This is a genomic window from Sorangium sp. So ce1153, from assembly GCF_051521595.1.
GTDB lineage: Bacteria > Myxococcota_A > Polyangia > Polyangiales > Polyangiaceae > Sorangium.
This window is the reverse complement of sequence record NZ_CP150361.1, coordinates 14,010,651-14,030,828: the sequence shown is the minus strand read 5'-3', so window position 1 is coordinate 14,030,828 and position 20,178 is coordinate 14,010,651. Positions and strand designations below refer to the sequence as shown.

Annotated in this window: 12 protein-coding genes; 4 read left to right on the top strand and 8 right to left on the bottom strand. The window is 72.9% G+C overall.

All coding sequences use genetic code 11. The features are described 5' to 3' along the window. Nucleotides 1-45: 45 nt before the first annotated feature. Together WME85_RS51065 and WME85_RS51060 are read right to left on the bottom strand one after the other, a co-directional pair. Nucleotides 46-1,338, bottom strand: a complete 1,293-nt coding sequence (locus tag WME85_RS51065; RefSeq protein WP_437832843.1) for a tetratricopeptide repeat protein — start codon at nucleotides 1,336-1,338, stop codon at nucleotides 46-48. Further along, complete coding sequence (locus WME85_RS51060) at nucleotides 1,335-2,123, bottom strand: RNA polymerase sigma factor (protein WP_437832842.1); 789 nt, start codon at nucleotides 2,121-2,123, stop codon at nucleotides 1,335-1,337. The genes WME85_RS51065 and WME85_RS51060 overlap by 4 nt, the downstream gene beginning before the upstream one ends. A 295-nt stretch (nucleotides 2,124-2,418) precedes the next feature. Here WME85_RS51060 and WME85_RS51055 point away from each other — a divergent pair, with 295 nt between their 5' ends. Next, nucleotides 2,419-2,646 (top strand): hypothetical protein, encoded by a 228-nt coding sequence (locus WME85_RS51055; RefSeq protein ID WP_437832840.1) that lies wholly within the window; start codon nucleotides 2,419-2,421, stop codon nucleotides 2,644-2,646. A 131-nt stretch (nucleotides 2,647-2,777) separates the two neighbouring features. On the opposite strand, the gene WME85_RS51050 is transcribed toward WME85_RS51055, so the two are convergent. Beyond that, nucleotides 2,778-3,932, bottom strand: coding sequence for a ferritin-like domain-containing protein (locus WME85_RS51050; protein WP_437832838.1), 1,155 nt, complete (start codon nucleotides 3,930-3,932; stop codon nucleotides 2,778-2,780). A gap of 227 nt (nucleotides 3,933-4,159) precedes the next feature. After that, a complete protein-coding gene (locus WME85_RS51045) occupies nucleotides 4,160-5,650 on the bottom strand; it encodes a serine/threonine-protein kinase (RefSeq protein ID WP_437832837.1) in 1,491 nt (496 codons plus the stop codon). Nucleotides 5,651-5,891: 241 nt separating this feature from the next. On the opposite strand from WME85_RS51045, the gene WME85_RS51040 reads away from it, so the two are divergent. Then, entirely contained in the window at nucleotides 5,892-6,659 is a 768-nt protein-coding gene (locus WME85_RS51040) for a hypothetical protein (protein WP_437832836.1), read from the top strand. Nucleotides 6,660-6,666: 7 nt separating this feature from the next. Beyond that, the gene (locus tag WME85_RS51035; protein ID WP_437832835.1) at nucleotides 6,667-10,935 is read left to right on the top strand and encodes a protein kinase domain-containing protein; all 4,269 of its coding nucleotides are present in this window, start codon (nucleotides 6,667-6,669) and stop codon (nucleotides 10,933-10,935) included. Nucleotides 10,936-11,361: 426 nt separating this feature from the next. Here WME85_RS51035 and WME85_RS51030 read toward each other — a convergent pair whose 3' ends face one another. Then, nucleotides 11,362-11,757, bottom strand: coding sequence for a hypothetical protein (locus tag WME85_RS51030; protein WP_437832834.1), 396 nt, complete (start codon nucleotides 11,755-11,757; stop codon nucleotides 11,362-11,364). An 80-nt stretch (nucleotides 11,758-11,837) separates the two neighbouring features. On the opposite strand from WME85_RS51030, the gene WME85_RS51025 reads away from it, so the two are divergent. Continuing rightward, nucleotides 11,838-12,647, top strand: coding sequence for a sugar phosphate nucleotidyltransferase (locus WME85_RS51025; protein WP_437842594.1), 810 nt, complete (start codon nucleotides 11,838-11,840; stop codon nucleotides 12,645-12,647). Nucleotides 12,648-12,651: 4 nt separating this feature from the next. On the opposite strand, the gene WME85_RS51020 is transcribed toward WME85_RS51025, so the two are convergent. The 3 genes from WME85_RS51020 to WME85_RS51010 form a co-directional block, all read right to left on the bottom strand. Then, nucleotides 12,652-16,596, bottom strand: coding sequence for a serine/threonine-protein kinase (locus WME85_RS51020; RefSeq protein WP_437832833.1), 3,945 nt, complete (start codon nucleotides 16,594-16,596; stop codon nucleotides 12,652-12,654). Between the two features lie 10 nt (nucleotides 16,597-16,606). Further along, nucleotides 16,607-17,377, bottom strand: a complete 771-nt coding sequence (locus tag WME85_RS51015; protein WP_437832831.1) for a hypothetical protein — start codon at nucleotides 17,375-17,377, stop codon at nucleotides 16,607-16,609. Nucleotides 17,378-17,637: 260 nt separating this feature from the next. Next, nucleotides 17,638-19,992: a glutamine--tRNA ligase/YqeY domain fusion protein gene (locus tag WME85_RS51010; protein WP_437832830.1), complete on the bottom strand. Its 2,355-nt coding sequence runs from the start codon at nucleotides 19,990-19,992 to the stop codon at nucleotides 17,638-17,640. Nucleotides 19,993-20,178: the final 186 nt, after the last annotated feature.

The window sequence follows — 20,178 nt, the reverse complement described above, 5'->3', positions numbered from 1 at the left end:
GGGTGAGGCGCCAGCGCCGCGCCGGCGTGGGCGTGCGCCGGCGGATCAGGGCGTGGGGCTCGCGTCGGGGGCCGCCGGAGGAGGCTGGGGCGGCGCGGCCTCTTCCTCCCCCTCCGCGGACGCCTCCTCGCCGGAGACGATCCGCTGGACGTCCTCGCACCGGCCGTCCGGGTACTTGGCCACGTACTCCTTGGCCATCTGCGACGCCTCTTCCTTGTGCCCGGCGACCACCTCGGCGCGGATGCGCTTGCAGAACGAGTCCTCCGCGAGGTTGCCCTCGGGCGACAGCGAGCGCGCCTGCTCGTAATATCTGGCCGCCAGCGCCTGCTCGCCCATGCTGGCGTACATGTCGCCGAGCTTGTACGCCGCGATCGGCGCGTTCGCGTCGCTCGGGAAGCCCTCGACGACGCGCGCGAAGGCGCGCATCGCGGCGGCGCGGTCGCCGCCCTTGGCGCGCAGGAGGTCGCTGAGGTCCATCAGCTCCCGCGCCGTCTTGGCCGAGGCGATCGCCCCGTCGACGCCGCCGCTCTGCTGCTGCAGGCTCTGCAGCGCCTCGGCGACGTTGCCCGCGTTGTACCGCGCGCGCCAGTCCGGCGGCGGCGGCGCGGCCACCGGCGACTCGACCGGCGCGTCCTCCACGGGCGAGCGCGGCACCGACGCGGCGCGCGGGCGCCGCGGCTCCGGCGGCGCCACCACCGCCGTGCGCTGCCGGATCGGCACCCCCTCCTCGGCGTCGCCGCGCCCGAGCTCCCGCGAGCCGGCCGGCGACGTGAGCTTGACCGAGCCGTCGGCGACGTCGACGTCGATGTCATCGACGTTGTGCTTCACGCGCAGCACGCTGCCCGACGCCATCGCGAGCCGCGCCTCCCCCGCGACGAGCGCGAGCGCCGCCGTGCGCGGCCCGCTCACGGTGTCGAGCGACGCCTCGCCCTGCACGAGCCGCAGCGTCAGCGCGCCGCCGCCCGCCTGCTCGACCTCGACGGTCGTCCCCGGCGTGAGCGAGATCGTGCCGCCGCCCGGCAGCTGGAAGGTGCGCTCCTGCGTGCCCGCGGCGAACACGTCGACGAGCGACGGCAGGTCGTCGGCCGGCGCGACCGCCGTGGGCGCCGGCGCGGCCGGCTCCCCGCTCCCGATCGACTTGCCGAGCCACAGGCCTCCCGCGAACGCGGCGAACGTCGCCGCCGCGAGCATCGCGGTCGCGCTCGCGCGGCGCCGCGGCGACGGCTCGCGCGCGTGAAGGTCGTGCTCGATACGGTCCCAGACGCGCGCGATCCGCTCCTCGGTCGCGTGGTCGCGCAGATCTGCCGGAGCGATCCGGGGTAGCCCTCGCCGGCTCATGATGACGCCTCGTTGTTGGTGGAGTCCACAAAATGTCCGTCGAGGAAGTGTTGCGCCCGTGAAATCCGACGCTTGACCGTGGCCAGCGAGCAGTCGGTCATCTGCGCGACGGTCTCCAGGTCGTGCCCCTCCACCGAGCGGAGGATCCACGCGATCCGGTCGTCGGCCGGCAGCGTCTGGAGCAGGGCGTAGATCTGCGCGATCTGCGCGCGCATGTGGGGCGAGGCCGCCGGGCTCGCGAGGGCATCGAGATCGACCGGCTCGCTCGACTTGCCCATCCCGAGCAGGCCGAGCAGCCGCGCGCGCCGCATCCGCGAGCGGACCTTGTGCACGACGATCGAGCCGAGCCAGGCCCGGAAGGCGGCGGGATCCACGAGGTCGCCGAGACGCTCGAAGGCGCGGAGGAACGCGTCGTGCACGATGTCCTCCACGTCGCGCGCCGAGCCCTCAATGCGCGTCGCCAGGTGGATGGCGAAGGCCGCGTGCCGCCGGTAGAGCTGCTCGAGCGCCCTCACGTCCCCGCGGGCGCCGAGGATCACGAGCTGCGCGTCCGGCAGCTCCGTAAGGCCCGCCCCGCGCTCCGCCGGTCCGGTCGCGACGGAGCGCCGCCTGTCGCCGACGTTGCCCCCGCGCGCGCCCCCGGGCCGGACATCCGGGCTGCCGCGCTCCTCCGGGGCGAAGGCGGAGCCGACCTCGCCCGCGTCGTCCTGGGCCTCCACGACCGGGGCGGCCGGGACGACGGGTTCGACAAGGCGCAGGCGCCCTCGCTGAGGTCTCAGAGCCATGGGTTCGTAACCTGAAAGGAGCGGATGACCGTGTCGCGACGCCCTTGCGGGAGGCGGCCCCTCGGCCGTGCCGGGGCGCCGCGCCCTGAGCTCCTGTCCAGAGCGGAGTCAGGAGGGCCCCGAGCTTCCCACAGTTTTCTAGACGCCTGGTGGGGCCCGGGCGGCTCATCGAAAAAACTGTGAGCCGTTCTGTCGACCCGCGGCGTCTGGGTGGGTGGCCGCCGGATTCGACGCGCGGCTCATACGTCTGCTGGTTGGGGGCGGCCTCGCCGCCCTCTTTTTCGGAGGATTTCCCATGAACAAGCTCGTTCTTGCGCTCGTCGCCGTGTCGGTCTCGTCCCTCGCCGTCGCGTGCGGCGGCAGCGCCCCGGCGGCGTCCGACCCGTCGGCGACCCCGGCGGCGACCGACCCGGCGGCGGCCCCGACGGACACGGCCCCGGCGGCGACGCCGGAGTCGGCGCCCTCGGCGCCGGCCGACCCGGCGGCTCCGGCGGCCCCGGCCGACCCGGCTGCCGCCAAGTGAGCCACCTGCGCGGCGCGTCGCTTCCTGGGTGAAGCGCGCGCTGCGGAGTGCTTTGGGCGACGCCTCTCCGGAGGTGTCGCCCTCTTTCATTTTGTGCCTCCGAGCAGCGCCCGGCGCCTCGGCCCTCGGCATCAGGCGTCGTCGAGGAGCTCCTTGGCCGTCAGCTCGCTCGCGGATCGCCCGTGCTCGTACTCGAGCAGGCCGAGCGCCGCGTAGCGCGGCCGGATCCGCCCCGAGAGCAGGCCGATCCGCTTCAGGTTCGGCACGATCCGCTTGAACATCGTGCGGCGGAAGAACCCCATCAGGTCGCTGGCCAGCATGAGCTGGTCCCACTCGCAGCGCGTCATGCGGTGGGCGTAGAACTCGTCGTAGAACTCGTGCGCCAGGAACCGGTTGCGCAGCAGCAGCGACAGCTCGAACGCCCAGTCCTCGCGCTCCCTGCGCGCCCGCTCGCCCATGCCCTCGCGGTAGAACCTGCTCAGCGCGAGGACTCCATAGTGCACGTGGCGCGCCTCGTCGGTGATCACCGATCGCAGGACGTCCTTGAGGAGCGGCTCGGTCGTCACCTGTCGAATCGAGCTGAACGCGCCGAGGGCCAGGCCCTCGATCATGATCTGCATGCCCAGGAACTTCATGTCCCACCGGCTGTCGCTCATGATCGCATCGATGACGACATACAGGTTGTCGTTGATGTCGTAGAGCTTCTCGAGCTTCTGCGTGAGGTAGGCGTGGAACACCTCGACGTGGCGCCCCTCGTCCGCGACCTGCGTGCTGCCGTAGAGCTTCGCGTCGAGCGAGGGCACGGACTCGGTGACCTGCGACGCGGCGAACAGCGCGCCCTGCTCGCCGTGCAGGAACTGGCTCAGCATCCAGGAGAGGAGGCCGTGGCGCTGCGTCGCCCGCTCCCGCTCGGAGAGCCGGCGCCAGAGGGGTAGCCTGGACGGCGGCATCCAGCTGTCGGGCAAGAGCGGCATTGTCGGATCGAGCCAGTCGACGCTCCGGGACCAGTCGAGGTCGGTGGTCGCGTTCCACTGGGACGTCTTGGCCAGGTGGTAGAGCTTGGCCATGTCTGGGTCGTCCCGTCCGTAACTCCAGTTAAAGCTGGCCTCGTATCCAACAGAGATATCGGTCGAGCGCACCCCCTTGCCGCGCCGCTGGACGAAGCCGCGAAAGGCGGGGCCGAGCAGCGACGCGAGCACCCGGACGTTGCCGCTCATCGATGCGTCGCGGAGGAGAGGGGCGGAATCGAGGAGGGTCTGGATAGCTTGCTGGATGCGCATGGACATGAGAGCTTTCCGGAGCGGCCAGCCGCGGGCCGGCGACCGCGGGCGACCGTTATAATGGCATCCACCGCCCAGCGGCAATCGTCTCCTCTGTCTTTTTGCGTCGTCATAATGACTCCGGGAGCTCCCGAGTCCGACAGGGGAAACACGCTGAGCGCGCGCCCGTCGCTCACCTGACATGACAGCCGCTGAGGAGCCGCCGTGCCGGCGCGCGACCCCGGCGCCGCGCCTCAGCTCACGCCGCTCCGCAGGGTCGGCGCGGGCGACGAGCACTGCGATGATCGCTCCCCGATCAGCAAGAGACCACGCGGCCCCGCCGAGAGCTCGAGTCCGTCGACGCCCCTCACCGCCTCCTCCGTCGCGCAGAGCCCGTGCACCTCGTCGGCCGGCGCCCACGCGCCGACCCGCGCCAGATCGCCGCCGATGATCTCCGGGTGCAGGACCGAGCGCACCACGACCTGCCCGGCGTGCAGGCACAGGTTCGCGTGCACGCGCCCGTCCGCGCGGCTCCTCAGCGCGATCTCGTCGCGGAGCGCCGAGGCGATCTCGATCACCCCCGTGCGCTGGCGCAGCGCCTCGTCGGGGTCGCAGGAGAGCAGGCGCACGGCGAGGATCTCGCTGCCGGTCATGGACACGAGCGTGAGCCCCGCGTCCCGGAGGCGCTCCTCCGCGAGGTCGAGCGCGAGGCCGAGCTCGTCGGCGAGCACGTCGTCGAGATCGTCCGCCTCGGTGCGCGCCCGGAGGTCGACGTGGACCGCGATCGCGTCGGCCACGACCTCGGGCAGGCTGCTCCGCCCGGACGACGGCTCGCCCACCGCCTCGCGCAGCGTGCAGAGGAGGCTCTTCACCGAGGGAAAGCGGAGATCCGGCTGCTTTTCCAGGCAGCGCAGCACGATCGCGTCGAGCGCGGCCGGCAGCGGCGTCCGCCGGCTCGGGCGCGGCGCCGGCTCCTCCAGGTGCTGCCGGAGCAGCTCGGTCGGGTCCGTCGAGTAGAACGGCAGCTTGCCCGTGAGCAGCCGGTGCAGCAGGACGCCCAGCGCATAGACGTCGACGCGAGCGTCGATGGGCCCGCCGAGGATCTGCTCGGGCGCCATGATCGTGAGCGTTCCGGGCGCCCTGCCGGCCGTGGTGAAGCCCGTCGGGCCCTCGTCGGGCTCCATCAGCTTGGCGATCCCGAAGTCGAGGAGCTTCACCGTCCGCGCCGCGCCCCGCGAGACGAAGATGTTGCTGCCCTTCACGTCGCGATGGATGATCCCCGCGGCGTGCGCCGCGTCGAGCGCCGCGCAGACCGGCTCGATCAGCTCGAGCGCCTGCTCCGGCGAGAGCCTCCCCTCCTGCTGGAGCAGCACGTCGAGCGTCACGCCGTCGAGGTGCTCCATCACGTAGAACGGCCTGCCGTCCGCGAGCTCGCCGACGTCGTGGATCCGGACGATCCCCGGGTGATCGAGCCGCCGCACCACCTCGATCTCGCGCAGGAAGCGCTTCACCATCTTCGGCGAGGCGGCGAGCGTGCCGTGGAGCACCTTCATCGCCACACGCGCGCCGGTCCGGATCTGCTTTGCTTCATACACAGCACCACATCCGCCCCGGGCGATGGGGGAAACAACACTGTAGTCGCCCGCACGCGCGCCGCACGGCAGCTCTCCTCTGGAGAACGACCTCTCCTCCAGGGAAAATGCCCGCGTTTCATCACTACGCGTCGCCAGTCCATCCAACGTCATAAACCCCCCGATGCGCATAAGGCCTCGCCCGATCGACGTTTTTCCCAGCGCGGAACGGTCATGTTGCCACTACACGTCGCTTCCCCTGGTGGTACAGTAAATCCATCGTTATCCAGGCGGTAGCGTATTCCATCTGCCGGCAGAATAGGGGGGACAAATGACAGGGCGAGTCCGCTCACATTACCTATGGACGTTTCTGATTGTCTCATTGCCCTGCTGCGGTGGCGGCGACGGATTTCCGATGGAGTCGGGGTCGGTCGAGGCAGTCTCAAGTGCGCTCCTGAATCACAACGCCCTCAACCCGAACGCCCTCAACCCGAACGCCCTCAACCCGAACGCCCTCAACCCGAGCGCCCTCGCCCCGAACAGACTCCAGGCGAGCAGCATGTCGGCGGGCGCCCTGCGCGCCATCACCGAGCCCGGGGAGCCCGGCGCGACGTCGCGGCAGCTCCTCCAATACGTCGTCAGCTGCGCGCTGAGCGCGTCGCAGTCGTTCCGCTTCTCGTGGCGCGACGAGGACGACGAGCTGCACGAGGAGAGCTACCAGGGGTACCTCGGGCTCGCCCCGAGCTGGAGCGACGAGCCGCTGAGCGTGTCCCGGCGGCTGTGGGTCTCTGCCTGCGTGGCGTCGCGCGCCAACCGCGCCGGCGTGTCGGTGATGATCTCGTCGCGCGCGGCGCACCCGGCCCTCAGGTATCCGGACAGGAGCGAGGTCGAGTCCTTTTCGCAGGAAGAAGGCGCGTTCTGGGGCAACCTGTTCACGAGCCCTCCCCGACTCTATGCCTGCTACAAAGAGCCCAATGTCGAGAACTCTCGGGCCCTCGGAAGGGACTGTGCGACAGGGCTCCTCGAGCCCGAGGGCGACGCCCGGGAGTGCCCGAACATCCACATCGTGGGCTCATGCGATCACGCGTGCGCCGCGTCGAGCGCCGCCGGCGGCCATCGCCCGATGTGCACCGATGGGCTGGGCGAGCCGTCGCTCGCCGTGATCACGACGTTCCTGCCCTGAGGCGCCCATGTTGTCCGATGCTCGTCGAGGCGGGAGCGCGGCCCGCGCCGGGGCGCCCCCCGCGCGGTGCAGGGACTGCGGCAGGCGGGTCGCGCACGCGGACCCGGGGTGCCCGCAACACGGCCCCGTGGTGCGGCCGTCGAGCCCGGAGCTGCGCGCGCCGGAAGGCACGGACGACAGCGGCGCCGGCTGGCTCGACGCGGCCGCGCCGCCCAGCATCGCGGGGTACCGCGGCGCCCGGCTCGCCGGCGTCGGCGGGTTCGGGGCCGTGTTCGCGGCCGAGCCGGAGGAGGGCGGGCGGACCGTGGCGATCAAGGTCGCGCGCGCCGACCGGGCGGACGCGAGCGTGCGCCTCGTCGAGGAGATGCGGGCCCTCCACGACATCGGGCCGCCCCACGTGCCCGCCATCTACGCCTGCGGCCAGCTCGGCTCCGGCCTGCCGTACTTCGTCATGGAGTACCTCGACGCCCCGACGCTCGCCGACCGCCTCGTCGCGACCGGCGTCGCCTGCCCCGTGCCCCCGCGCGAGGCGTGCGCCCTCGCGCGCGCCGCGCTCCGGGCCCTCGAGGAGATCCACGCGCGCGGCTACGTGCACCGCGACGTCAAGCCGGAGAACATCTTCGCCTCCTGCGCGCCGCCCGGCGCCGAGGGCGCCGCGCACCGCGCCACCATCATCGATCTCGGCCTCGCGGCGGACCGCCGCGGGCAGCGGCTCGACCTCACCGCCGAGCACGACGCGCCAGGCACCGCCGAGTACATGGCGCCCGAGCAGTGCGACGGCCGCGGCGACGTCGACGCGCGCGCGGACGTCTACGCGCTCGGCGTCGTGCTGTTCGAGCTGCTCACCGGCAGGCCGCCGTTCTGGGGTCCGCCCGCCCTCGTGCGGCAGGACCACCTCAGCCGCCGCCCCCCGCGCCCGTCGTCGCTCGCGCCGATCGCGCGCTCGCTCGAGCAGATCGTGCTCCGGTGCCTCGCCAAGGACCCCGGCCAGCGCTTCGAGAGCGCCGCGGCGCTCTGCGCCGCCCTCGAGGGCTTCGAGCGCGCCCAGGACCGCCGCCCCTCGCGCCCCAGCCCCGCCGCGGAGCCGCCGCCGCCGGGCGCCCGCGGCGTCGGGCGGCGCGCCGTCGCGCTCCTCTTCTTCGAGTCCGCGCTCGACGTCGTGGGCCTCCAGCGGCGGCTCAGCGCGCTCGGCGGCCAGCTCGCGCACGCCGCGGGCAGCCGCTTCGTCGCCGTCTTCGATCACGAGGACGGCGCGAGCCCGCTGCGCCGCGCGATGCACGCCGCCCGCGAGCTCGAGCAGCAGCGCGCCCTCTCCCGCGGCCTGCTCGACCTCGCGTCCGTGTCGGTCCAGACGCGGCCGGACGGCACGCGGCGCTTCCTGAGCCCGCTCTTCCACCGGCGCGATCGCGCCGCGCCGGGCGGCGCCGCGGGGATCACCCTGTCGCCGGCCGCCGCGGCGGCGCTCGGCGACGGCGCCCCGCCCCAGGTCGAGTCGCTCCCCCCGCCCGGGCCGGCCTCTGTCCAGCCCGCGTCGACCTCCGCCCTGGCCGACGGCGACACCCTGGTCGACACGACCTCGCAGCCGTTCTTCGGCCGGAGCGACGTCCTCGACGCGCTCGTCGCGGGCGCGCGCAACGCCGCGACCACCGCGACGCCCACCATCGCCAGCGTCATCGGCGTGGCCGGCCAGGGCAAGAGCCGCCTCGCCGGCGCCCTCGTGCAGCGGCTGCGCGAGATCGACAGGCGCGCCGGGGTCATCGAGCTCCGGACCGGCGAGCCGGTCGCGGGCGGCGCCGACCGCGTCGTCCGGGAGATCCTCCAGCAGGCGCTCGCGCTGCCGGCCTCCCCGCCGGCGGACGGCGGCGGCGCGCTGCTCCGGCGCCGCCTCGGCGCGGCGCACTACGCGCGCCTCGGCGCGGCCGTGGCGCTCGCGCTCGGCTGGATCAGCGACGGCGCGCCGGCTGACGAGCGCTACCCGGAGCTCCGCGCGCTCTCCGCGGCGCCCGGCGCGCTCCGCGCCGCGCTCGCCGTGGCCGCCGGCGAGGCGCTCCGCCGGCGGGCGCAGCGCGCGCCGCTCTTCGTGGTGCTCGACGACGCGCACGAGGCGGACGACGCGGCGCTCGCCGCGCTCGAGTACGCGGCGCTCGCCGAGGCGCGGGCGCCACTCTTCATCTGCGCCCTCGCGCGGCCGACCTTCGAGCGCGCCTGCCCCTCCTTCGGCGAGCGCGCCGCGCGCCGGGAGACCCACCGCCTCGAGGCGCTCGACCGGGACAGCGCGATCGCCCTCTGCCGGCGGCTGCTCCTGCCCGCCGAGGACGTGCCCGAGCCCGCGCTCGCGCACCTCGTCGAGCGCGCGCAGGGCGTCCCGCTCCTGCTCGTCGAGCTCGTGCGCGGCCTCAAGCGCGAGGGCATCGTGCGCCGGCACCCGCGGGGCGACGCCTGGTACCTCGCCACCGACGAGCTCGATCGCCTCCCGGACATGCCGCTCCTCGACTGGCTTGCGCTCGGCGAGATCGACGCGCTCCCGGCCGCGCTGCAGGCGCACGCGCGCCTCGTCGCGCTCCTCGGCCCCGAGGTCACCGTCGCCGAGGTGGCGGGCGTGCTCCACCGGCTCGACGAGCACGGCGAGGCCGACGACCTCCCGCTCGACGCCGAGGTCGCGGCGAAGCGCCTGCTCGCCGCCGGCCTCCTCGTCCAGGGCCGGCGGGGGCGCATCGGCTTCCGCCACGCGCTGGTCCGCGAGGCCGTGGCCAGGAGCGCGCCCGAGCTGCTCCGCCGGCGCGTCCACCTCGCGGCCTTCAAGCTGCACCGCGACGCCGCCGACGACGAGGGCGGCGAGGGCGCCGCGCCGCACGACAAGGACGCGCGCCTCATGCCGTTCGCGTACCACGCGGCGCAGGCGGGCCTCGGCGAGGTGGCCGAGGCCGCCTACCTCGCGCTGGCCGAGCGCGCGCGCGCCCGGCACGCCTACCTCGACGCCGAGACGTTCTACAGCCGCGCGCTGGAGCAGCCGAGCGAGCCGACGGATCCGGGCGCGAGCGCGCCCGCCGGCCCGCCGCCCGCTGGCCCGCCCGCCGGCGCGCGCCCTGACCGCGCGGCCGCGCATCGGGGCCGCGGCCTCATGCGCTACCGCCTGGGCCGCTACCACGACGCGCTCGCCGACTTCGCCAGCGCGCGGGCGATCGCTCGCGCGCGCGGCGACGTCCCGGCGCAGATCGACATCCTCCTCGACGAGGCCACGGCGCTCGACTGGATGGACGAGTTCAAGAGCTCCGAGGAGCGGGTCGAGGAGGCGCGCGCGCTCGCCGCCGGGATCGCGCTGTCGCCGGCGCTCGCCGCGCGGCTCTCGCTCGGCGTCGGGCGCTCGCTCCACCGCTTCAGCCGGGAGGAGGAGGCGGCCGCGGCGCTCGAGCGCGCGGCGGCCGCCGCCTCCTCGCTCGGCGGCGACGGCTACGAGACGCTCGTCATCTCGCTGCTCATGCTCGGCTTCGTCCTCCAGGGGCTCGGCCGGCTCGACGACGCCGAGAGCGCGCTCGGCCGGGCGATCGCGCTCTGCGAAGCGCACCACGACACGCTCCACCTCGGCTCCGTGACCAACAACCGCGCGCTCCTCTGGGCGTGCCGCGGCGACAAGGCGCGGATGATCGCCGACCTCGAGCGGGTGCTCTCGCTGGCGCGCGAGCTCGGCCAGAGCGGCCTCGAGCGGGTCGGCGAGTACAACCTCGGCGAGTACCTCTACCTGATGGACGACCTCGCGGCGGCGAAGCCGCACATCGATCGCGCGCTCGAGATCGAGCAGCACCGGTTCTGCGGGGCGTGCCGGCCGGTCGCCCTGCTCCTCAAGGCCCGGTTCCTCTTCTACTGCGGCGCGGAGGCCGACGCCCGGGCGCTGTTCGAGCGCATGCGCGAGATGCAGGAGCAGGCGCGCGCGGAGGGCCTCGCCGACGCGCTGATGGTCCCGTCGGAGGAGGTGCTCTGCGCCATGATCGACCTGGCGACGCGGGACGGAGGCGACGGCGCGTGGGACGCCCTCGTGGACCGCTCGGCCCAGAGCTCCGTCGGTCAGGAGCACATCGAGGTGCTCGAGATCCGCGCGGTGACCGCCCTGCGCCGCGGCCGGCTCGCCGCCGCGAGGAGCGCGCTCGCGGCCGCGCTCCTCGCCGCCGAGCGCATCCCGAACGTGATGGGCGACCGGCTGCGCCGCCACGCCGCCGCGATCGCCGGGCGCGACACCGCTGCAGAGCTCGCTTCGGTCCACGCGACGCTGCCCTCGTAGGCGCTTCCCGGCCTGGTGCGCCCGCCCGCGGCGGAGTCGTGATCCGATCCTGACAGAGCGCTGACACGGCACCTCGGCGCCTTGCGTCGATACGTCCGGGCCTGATCCCCTCTCAGGTGATCCCGTACAACCTCGCTCCATGCGCGCATGCACGCGCATGTCCGGGAGACACACCCCAAAGCCCGCCAGTTCCCGGACAGGACAGCACTCGCCCACATCGTTTTCGTTGCTGCATGAACCAACGTCATGTTCTGGTCTGGAAGCACTCGACTTGGATCACTTGACAATCGAGGCGATCAGCACGTCTTGACAGGCCAGAATCCTGGCTCGGCTTGACAAATGGAATCCTGTGCTCGACTTGATCTGGACAGCCGCAGGTACGATGTTGAACTCCAATTCACGCGAGCGAAGAGCAGGATCGGCCATTCAGCAGGCAAGCGGCGCTCGCGACGCGCGAGGACCATATAAGTGACCAGATTCATTGACGAAATTGGCATGCGTCCGCGGCTCCGGCGCCCGCTGGGGCGAGCGGCGAGCACCTGCATTGCCGGGGTCAGCGCCGGCCTGTTCGGCAGCAATGGCGATGGCGCGCGACGCGCTGCATTTCATCGAGGTCTCGCTCGTGCGCGCTGCCGCCAGCGCCGCGCTGCGCGCCTCGCGCATCACACCGCATGTCAACTCGCTCACCGCGCGTTCCATGGTATTCCCGCGAGCGAGCCGGCTTTCCACGGGAAGATGGGCATGGCCATTCTCTCGTCGCGCCGGCGCCGCGCGCGCGGCGCGAGCGGCGCGCTCGTGATCTCGCGCCGCGCCGCCGCTCATGGCCGCTCCGCTGCGCCGCGCGCGGGGCGCGGCGAGCGACCCCCGAAGGAGGCCAGGGCGTGAGGGGGACACACGCCACCCTGTGGGGGATCATACCGGCCGTCGGCAGGCATGGCGGAGCTCAGCCGCTCGCCGCCTCGAGAGAGCTGCTCCCGGTCGGCAGCCGCCTCGAGCGGGGCGTCGAGCGGCCCCGCGCGCTGAGCGAGCACCTCCTCGATCGCGTGCTGCGCGCGGGCGCGACCAGGATCTGCTTCGTCATCTCTCCGGGCGCGTCCGACATCCTCGACTACTACGGCGCCGCGCTCGGGCCAGCGAGCCTGTCGTACGCCGTCCAGCCGCGGCCGGCCGGCCTCTGCGACGCGGTCTTCCGCGCGCTCCCGCTCATCCCGCCGGAAGATCTGGTGATCGTCGGCCTCCCGGACGCCCTCTGGTTCCCCGAAGACGGGCTCTCGGCGCTCCCGTCTCAGGCGCTCTCGTTCCTCCTCTTCCCGGTCGAACGCCCGGAGCTCCACGACACCGTCGTCACCGACGGCGAGGGGCGCGTCCTCGAGATCCAGGTGAAGCGCCGCGACCCCGTGTCGGCCTGGACCTGGGGCGCCTTCAAGCTGACGGGCGCCGTGCTCCAGGAGCTCCACGAGCTCTGGTGCGCGCGGCGCCGGCGAGACGAGCACATTGGCCCCCTCGTCAACGAGTACATCGCCCGCGGCGGCGTGGCGCTCGGCGTCCGCGCCGGGAGCGCGTATGTCGACGCCGGGACCGTCGATGGCTACCGCGAGGCCGTCCGCCTCCTGCGCTCCCGGACGGAGCCGCAGGCGGTCGCGGACGGGGAGGTCTACGAGGCGTCCGGCGCGCCCGCCCGGCTGAGCGCGGAACGGAGCGACGCCCCCTGACGGCCTACCCGGCGGCGAGCGCCAGGGTCCTCGCGTTGTCCGGCACGCACGTCAGGAACCGCTCGCGGAAGCTCGGGTCGCTGATCTTCGCCGCGCGGCTGAGCAGGTGCTCGCGCGCGGCGGCGAGCGCCTCGGCCGCCTCGCGCGCGGCCCCCGCGGCAGCGAGCGCCTCGGCGTAGGCGAGCCGCACCAGCGACTCGCCCTCCTCGAGCGACCCCGCCTCCTCGAGCTGCGCGAACGCCTCGCGCGCGGCCGGCAGCGCCTCCTCCCCGCGGCCCTGCGCGAGCAGCGCGCGCGAGAGCACCGCGACCGCGGCGGCGCGGAGCGGCGGCGCCACGGTCAGCGCCTCGACCGCCGCCCGCGCCTCGCGCTCCGCGGCCGCCGGATCGCCCGACCGCAGCAGGATCTTCGCGAGGTACGTCAGCGTCACGCCCTCCATCCGCCGGTCGCCCTGCTGGTGGAACGCCGCCGCGGCCCGCTGCTCCAGGAGCTTCGCCTCCTCGAGCTGCCCCAGGTGGGCGATGACGTAGCCGAGGTTCTGGAGCGCTGCCGTCTCCAGGTCGTCGAGGCCCATGCGCTGGGCCGCCGCGAGCGCCGTCCGGAGCGCCGACTCGGCCACCTCGAAATCGCCGAGCTCGCCGTACAGGAAGCCCAGGTTCTCGCGGATCGAGCAGGCGTTCCGGCGGTCGCCGGCCTGCTCGAACGCCGCGAGCGCCGCCGTGAGCCCGCTCAGCGCCGCCCCGATATCGCCCTTCGTCTGCGCGCGGATCGCCCGCACCTGCTGGTAGAGCCCCGCCGCCTGCGGATCGAGCCCGGCCTGCTCGCCCGCGACGGCGTCGAGCATCCGGATCAGCTTGTCGGCCGCCGCGTACCGGCCGCCGAAGATCAGGTACGTCGCGCCCTCGCACAGGCACATGATCCGGGCGCTGAGCACCCCCGGCGCCTCGGCCACCCGCGTCGCCCACGCCTCGACCCGGTCGAAATGGCCGAGCTTCCCCTCGGCGACGATCACCTGCCCGATGGCGCGGAACCAGGACGAGCTGCCGACCCGGACGAGGCTCGCCGCCTCGGTCCCGCGCTGCGCGGCGAGCGCCGTCTCCTGCTGCCACAGGCTGACCTCGGCCTCCACGAGCCGCAGCCGCCCGAGCTCCTCGTCGGTCGCCCCGCACTGGATGCCCATCTCGGCGCGCGCGAGCGCGCTCGCCAGGTCGTTCGCCTCGATCGCCTGCTCGGCGGCCCTCCGGTACCACCGCACCGCGCGCGCCGGCTCGCCGCCGAGCCGGAAGTGCTCCGCGAGCGCCATCGCGTCGGTGTGCCCGCTGCGCTCGAGCCACTCGCCGGCCAGCTTGTGGCCGAGCGTGCGGTCCTGCTCGGTCAGCATCGCGTACGCGGCCTCGCGCACGATCGCGTGGCGGAACACGTAGTCCGTCGGGATCAGCCACCCCGGCGTCTGGGCCGGGGCGATGAGCTCGCGCGCCGCGAGCGCGTCGAGCCACGTCTCGGTCTCCTTCACGCGCGTGGCGCCGCCGAGCAGCGCCGCCACCGCCAGCTTCGAGAAGCGGTCGCCGAAGATGCTCGCCGCCCGCAGCACGCGCTTCGCCTCGTGCCCCTCGGCGTCGAGCCGCGCCTCGACCGTCCCCAGCACCGAGTCGGGCAGCACGTCCCCCTTGCCGTCCGCCACCGCGCGGATCAGCTCTTCCAGGTAGAACGGATTGCCGTCGGCCCGGTCCACGACGCGGGCCACGGTCTCGGCGGGCGTCTCCTCGCCGAGCGCGCTCCGCACCATCCGCTCGCTGGCCTTGGACGGGAGCGGCCCGAGCTTGATGGTCTGCACCTCGCGATCGGCCCACAGGCCCGGGAACTGCTTGCCCACCTCCGGCCGGGCCAGCGCGAGCAGCATGAGCGGCAGATCCCTGAGGTTCCGCAGCGTCTGGTCGATGAGGCGCACGGTCGCCGGGTCGCCCCACTGCAGGTCCTCCAGCACGAGCAGCACCGGCTGGGCCGCGCACTCGGCCGCGAGCCAGTCCTCCCACGCCGCGCGCGTCGCGTCGGCCATCAGCATCGCGTTCTCGCGGGCCGCGCGCAGCCCGCTCGTCTCGCCGTCCGGGAACGGCGTGCGCGACAGCTCGCCCAGGAAGGCCGCGATCCGGTTCAGCGCGTCGCCGCTCAGGTGGCGCCCCAGCCGGCGCTTCAGCTTTCGCCGGCGCGCCTCGACCGGCTCGCCCTCGCGCATCCCCGCGGTCTTGTGGAGCGCGTCCGCGATGAGCCCGAACGGCGACCCCGCGGCCACCGACTCGGCCCGTCCGGACAGGATCTCCACCGTCCCGAACTGGCGCCGCACCCGGGTGAGGAACTCCAGCCGGAGCCGCGATTTTCCGGCCCCGGCCGGGCCGATCACGAGCACCGCGCTCGCCAGCGACTCGCTCACGCACCCGGAGAACACGCCCTCCAGCATGGACAGCTCGCGGCTGCGGCCGACCCAGAGGCTCGGCTTGCCGAGGAGGACGGGGATGCTCTCGTCGGCCGCCGTCTCGGTCGCCAGGAACGGCCCCTTCTCGTCCGTGTCGATCTTGAGCCGGCCGCCCACGACGCTGGCGGTCACGTCGTCGAGCCGGACGACCCCCGCCTGCGCGGCCCGCAGCGCCCGCACCCCCCGGTCGATGACGTCGCCCTCGATGAGTTTCGCCGACGACACCCCGCGCCCCGTCGCGACGGCGAGCGGGATGCCCGGGAACCGCGCCCGCAGCGCGAGCGCGCAGCGCGCCGCCCGCTCGGCCCGGTCCACCGCGCTCCCGGCGCCGGCGAGGATCGCGATCAGCGACCCGCGCGAGATCTCCGTGATGTGGGCGCCGTAGGGCTCCACCGCGGCCCGCACCTCCGACCGCGGCACCGCGGACCCCGGGCCCTCGTTCGAGAGCTCCTGCAGCACGCTGGAGACGTCCGAGGCGCTCGGGACGCCGCCGGCCGCCGCCACGCTCATCTCGACGTCGTCCGGCTCGCCGGCGAGCACGAGGGACACGAGCCGCTGCTCGCTGCGCGTGAGGAAGCCCGGCGGCCGCGCCGAGCGCATCGTCGCGTCGCGCTGCGACGCCAGGGTGGCGGGCCGCGGCGTCGCCCACGCGTCGAGCGCGTCCGCGATCTGCGCGAGCTGCGCCCCGACCTCGCCGCAGTCGCGCGGCCGCTCCTCGGGGTTCTTGGCCATCATCCGGTCGATGAGGACCTCCAGCGGCTCCGGGACGTCCGCGCGGACGTCCCGCAGCCGGGGCGTCTGCTGGAACAGGAGCTTGGCGAGCGCCGCCATGACGTGCGCCCCCTCGAAGGCCGGGCGGCCCGTGACGCACTCGTAGAAGACGCACGCGAGCGAGAAGACGTCCGCGCGCGCGTCGAGGGCGCTCCCGCTCTCGATCTGCTCGGGCGCGATGTACCCCGGCGTCCCGAGGATCCCGCCCGTGTAGGTGAGCCGCCGCGACTCCCCGTCGGGGCGCGCGATCCCGAAGTCGACCAGCTTGAGCTCGCCGACGTCGCCGGCGACGAGGAAGATGTTGCTCGGCTTGACGTCGCGGTGGATGATCCCGCGGGAGTGCGCGAAGGCGAGCGCGTCCGCCGTCCTGCGCAGCACCGCCAGGCTCTCGGCGATCGCGAGCTGCCGGCGCGCGAGGCACGCGGCCAGGTCCTCCCCCTCCAGCCACTCCATGGCGAGGTAGTGGTCCCCGGCGCCGGTCCGCCCGTGCGCGACGTACCGCACGATGCCCGGGTGGCTCAGCTCGGCGAGGATCTGCGACTCGCGCTCGAACCGCTCGACGTCGAAGGCCTCGCGGCTCTGGAGGACCTTCAGGGCGACCGGCCGGTCGTCGAGGCGGTCGTGCGCGCGGTAGACCGTCCCCATCCCACCGGCCGCAACTCGCCGCTCGACGACGAAGCGGCTCGCGAGGACGGCGCCGGAATCCACCTGCCCGATGCTACTCGAGGAACACGGTCACGGCGTTGTTGTAGCGATCGGTCCGGGGCGGGAAGATGCGGGTGCCGCAGGGCAGCTCGATGAGGGGCTCGCGGTCGCGGCAGTTCGAGTAGCTGCCGTCGGACCGCGGCCCGTCGCACACGTCGTCACAATCGCCCACAACGTCGACCACGCAGTCGTCGAGCGAGCGGCCGCAGACGCGCGGGATCGACCTCTCCCCGGGCGCGAGGCACGCGAAGCGGCGCTGCGTCTCCAGGAAGACGTTGCCGTAGTAGGCCGCCTCCTCCACGTCGAACCTGTCGCGCTCACGCCTCGTGGACGACAGCGCGTCGTTCTTCCCGCGGATCGAGATGGTGACGTGCTCGCCCAGGTAGTTCACGCGGGCGAGCAGGCAGCTCGAGACCCACTCCTGGCACTTTTCACCACACGAGCCGTTGCGCTTGCCCCACTCGGGCGCGAGGCCGAGCTCGCCGTCGAAGCGGTAGGACCTGCCGTCGACGTCCACATCGAAGCTTTCGTCCTCGGGGAGAGCGCAGCTCACGATGAAGCTGAGGAGCTCCCTCGACTCGGGGTCACGGAGCGCATCGCTCGTGAACGAGTTGCCCATGAGGGCGTTGCGGGTCAGCGCGTTGCGGGTCAGCGCGTTGCGGGTCAGCGCGTTGCGGGTCAGCGCGTTGCGGGTCAGCGCGTTGCGGGTCAGTGCGTTGTAAACGACGACCTCCTGCTGGACCTCCGCCACCACCTCATCATCACCATCGAGCTCGGTAGACACGACACAAGCGGCCTGCGAGGACGACACAGCCACGCAGACGATGAGAGCGATCTGGCGTGCAGATTCCATAGTCCTAATTTCATCTACACCATTGCCGCTCTCGTGTTCAATTTTTTTATAGACATTTTGCTGGACATGTTTCTCCACACTGCCATGGCACGCATCACGTAGTCAGGTGCCGGGCGCGGGCCCCCGCAGAGCGCAGCACTCGCGCGCACCCCGAGTCGGGGGGGAAGCGAAACAGCGTGTGGGTGGGAGATTTACGCCAGTTTCCTGGTCAACAGCGAATTGACCAGGTCCGGGTTCGCCTTGCCGCCCGAGGCCTTCATGACCTGGCCGACGAAGAACCCGATCAGCTTCGTGTTGCCCGCGCGGAAGCGGGAAACCTCGCCCGGATGGCCGGCGACGACCTGGTCGACGATGCGCTCCAGGGCGCCTTCGTCGGCGACCTGCCGGAGCCCTCTTCGTTCCACGATCGCACGCGGGCTACCGCCCTGCTGCACCATCTCAGCCAGGACATCTTTCGCTATCTTCCCGGAAATGGTCCCGTCATCGATCAGCGCCAGGAGCTCGCCGAGCTGCGCACCTGAGAAGGGCAGGTCGCCTGTCTTGCTGTCCTTCAGCTCGCGCGAGAGCGAATGGATCACCCAGTTGGCGGCGCTCCTCGCGTTATCGTGGACGGATACAGCGTCCTCGAAGAGCCGGAGCAGGTCGTCGTCCTCGGCCAGCACCACGGCGTCGTCGCCGGGTATTCCCCGCGCCTCGATGAGGTGTCTGGCCTTGTCGGCGCGCGCCGGCTCGAGCCGCGCGAGCCGCTCCTCGAACGGCGCGCGCTCGGCCTTCGGCCGCGGGGGCTGCGGCTTCGCGGCCGCGCTCTCGGGCGCCGCCGCCGGAGCGGGCTTCTCCCCGGAGAGCTTCGACCACGAGTCCTTCAGCGCGACCGTGCGGTTGAAGACCGGCGCGCCGGCCGCGGAATCGACCGGATCCACGAAGAAGAACCCCTGGCGCTCGAACTGGACATGGCTGCCCTTTTCCACCGTGGAGAGACTCGGCTCCACCCGGCATCCGGTCAGGGCGACCAGCGAACCAGGATTCAAGTTATCCAGAAAATCTTTGCCCTCATCGACCGCGTCTGGCCGCTCGGACGCGAAGAGCCTGTCGTACAACCGCACCTCGACGGCGAGCGCGTGGGCGGCCGAGACCCAGTGCAGCGTCCCCTTCGGCTTGCGGCCGTCCGGCGCCTCACCGCTCTTCGTGGGGCGATCGTAGGTGCAGCGGAGCTCGACCACCTCCCCTGTAGCATGGTCTCTCACCACCTCTCGACAGGTGATGAACCCGGCGTAGCGGAGCCGCACCTGCTGCCCGGGCGCGAGCCGGAACCACTTCTTGGGCGGGTCCTCGAGGAAGTCGTCGCGCTCGATGTAGATCACCCGGGAGAGGGGCACCTTCCGGGAGCCCTGCCTGGGCACGTCCTCGGGCCAGTAGGGCGCGTCGATCTCCTCGACCTGCCCCTCCGGGTAGTTCTCGAGGACGACGCGCAGGGGGCGCAGCACCGCCATGACGCGCGGGGCGCGGAGGTTCAGGTCGTCGCGGACGCACGACTCGAACTTCGCGAACTCGACCATGCTGTTCGTCTTCGCGACGCCGATCTCCTCGCAGAAGGCGCGGATGGACTCGGGCGTCACCCCGCGGCGCCGGAGGCCGGCGATCGTGGGCATGCGCGGGTCGTCCCAGCCCTTCACGTGCCCGCCCTTCACGAGCGCGAGCAGCTTGCGCTTGCTCATCACCGTGTAGTTCAGGTTGAGGCGCGCGAACTCGTACTGTCGGGGGCGGGACGGGACGTCCAGGCTCTCGATGATCCAGTCGTAGAGCTCCCGGTTGTTCTCGAACTCCAGCGTGCAGATCGAGTGGGTGATCCCCTCGATCGCGTCCGAGAGGCTGTGCGCGAAGTCGTACAGCGGGTAGACGCACCAGGCGTCGCCGGTGCGGTAATGGCGCGCGCGCTTGATGCGGTAGATCGGCGGATCGCGCATCTTCATGTTGGGAGCGGCCATGTCGATCTTGGCCCGGAGCACGTGCGCGCCCTCCGGGAACTCCCCTGCTCTCATGCGGGCGAAGAGGTCCAGGTTCTCCTCGACGGACCTGTTCCGGTAGGGGCTGTCTCGCCCGGGCTCGGTGACGGTGCCGCGGAGCTCGCGGGTCTCCGCCTCGCTGAGGCTGCAGACGTACGCCTTGCCCTTCCGGATGAGCTCCACCGCGAACGCGTACAGCCGCTCGAAATAGTCCGACGCGAAGAACAGCTTGTCGCCCCAGTCGCCGCCGAGCCAGCGCACGTCCCGCTGGATGGACTCCACGTACTCCATGTCCTCGGCCGCCGGGTTCGTGTCGTCGAAGCGCATGTGGCACACGCCGCCGAACTCGGTCGCCAGCCCGAAATTGAGCAGGATGGACTTCGCATGTCCGATGTGGAGATAGCCGTTCGGCTCGGGCGGGAACCGGGTCACGACCCGCGTGTGCCTCCCCGCGGCGAGGTCTTCGGCGATGATGTTGCGGATGAAATTGGACGCGGCGGCGCCGCTCTCGGCGTCGCTCGGTCTCTGGCTCTGCGTTGTCACAGCTCTTTTCACCTCGGATCGGGCGCGGCCGCCCGAGCGGAGCCTACTCGAACGGCCCCCCCTGGACCACCGCGGAGAGGCGCCCGCGCGGCCCCAGGCGCTCCTCTGGCGGGGTCGCGTCGGGGTCGCGCTCCCCTCGGGACGGGGCGCAGCGCGCGGGGCGGAGCAGGGGTGACGCAGCGAGGG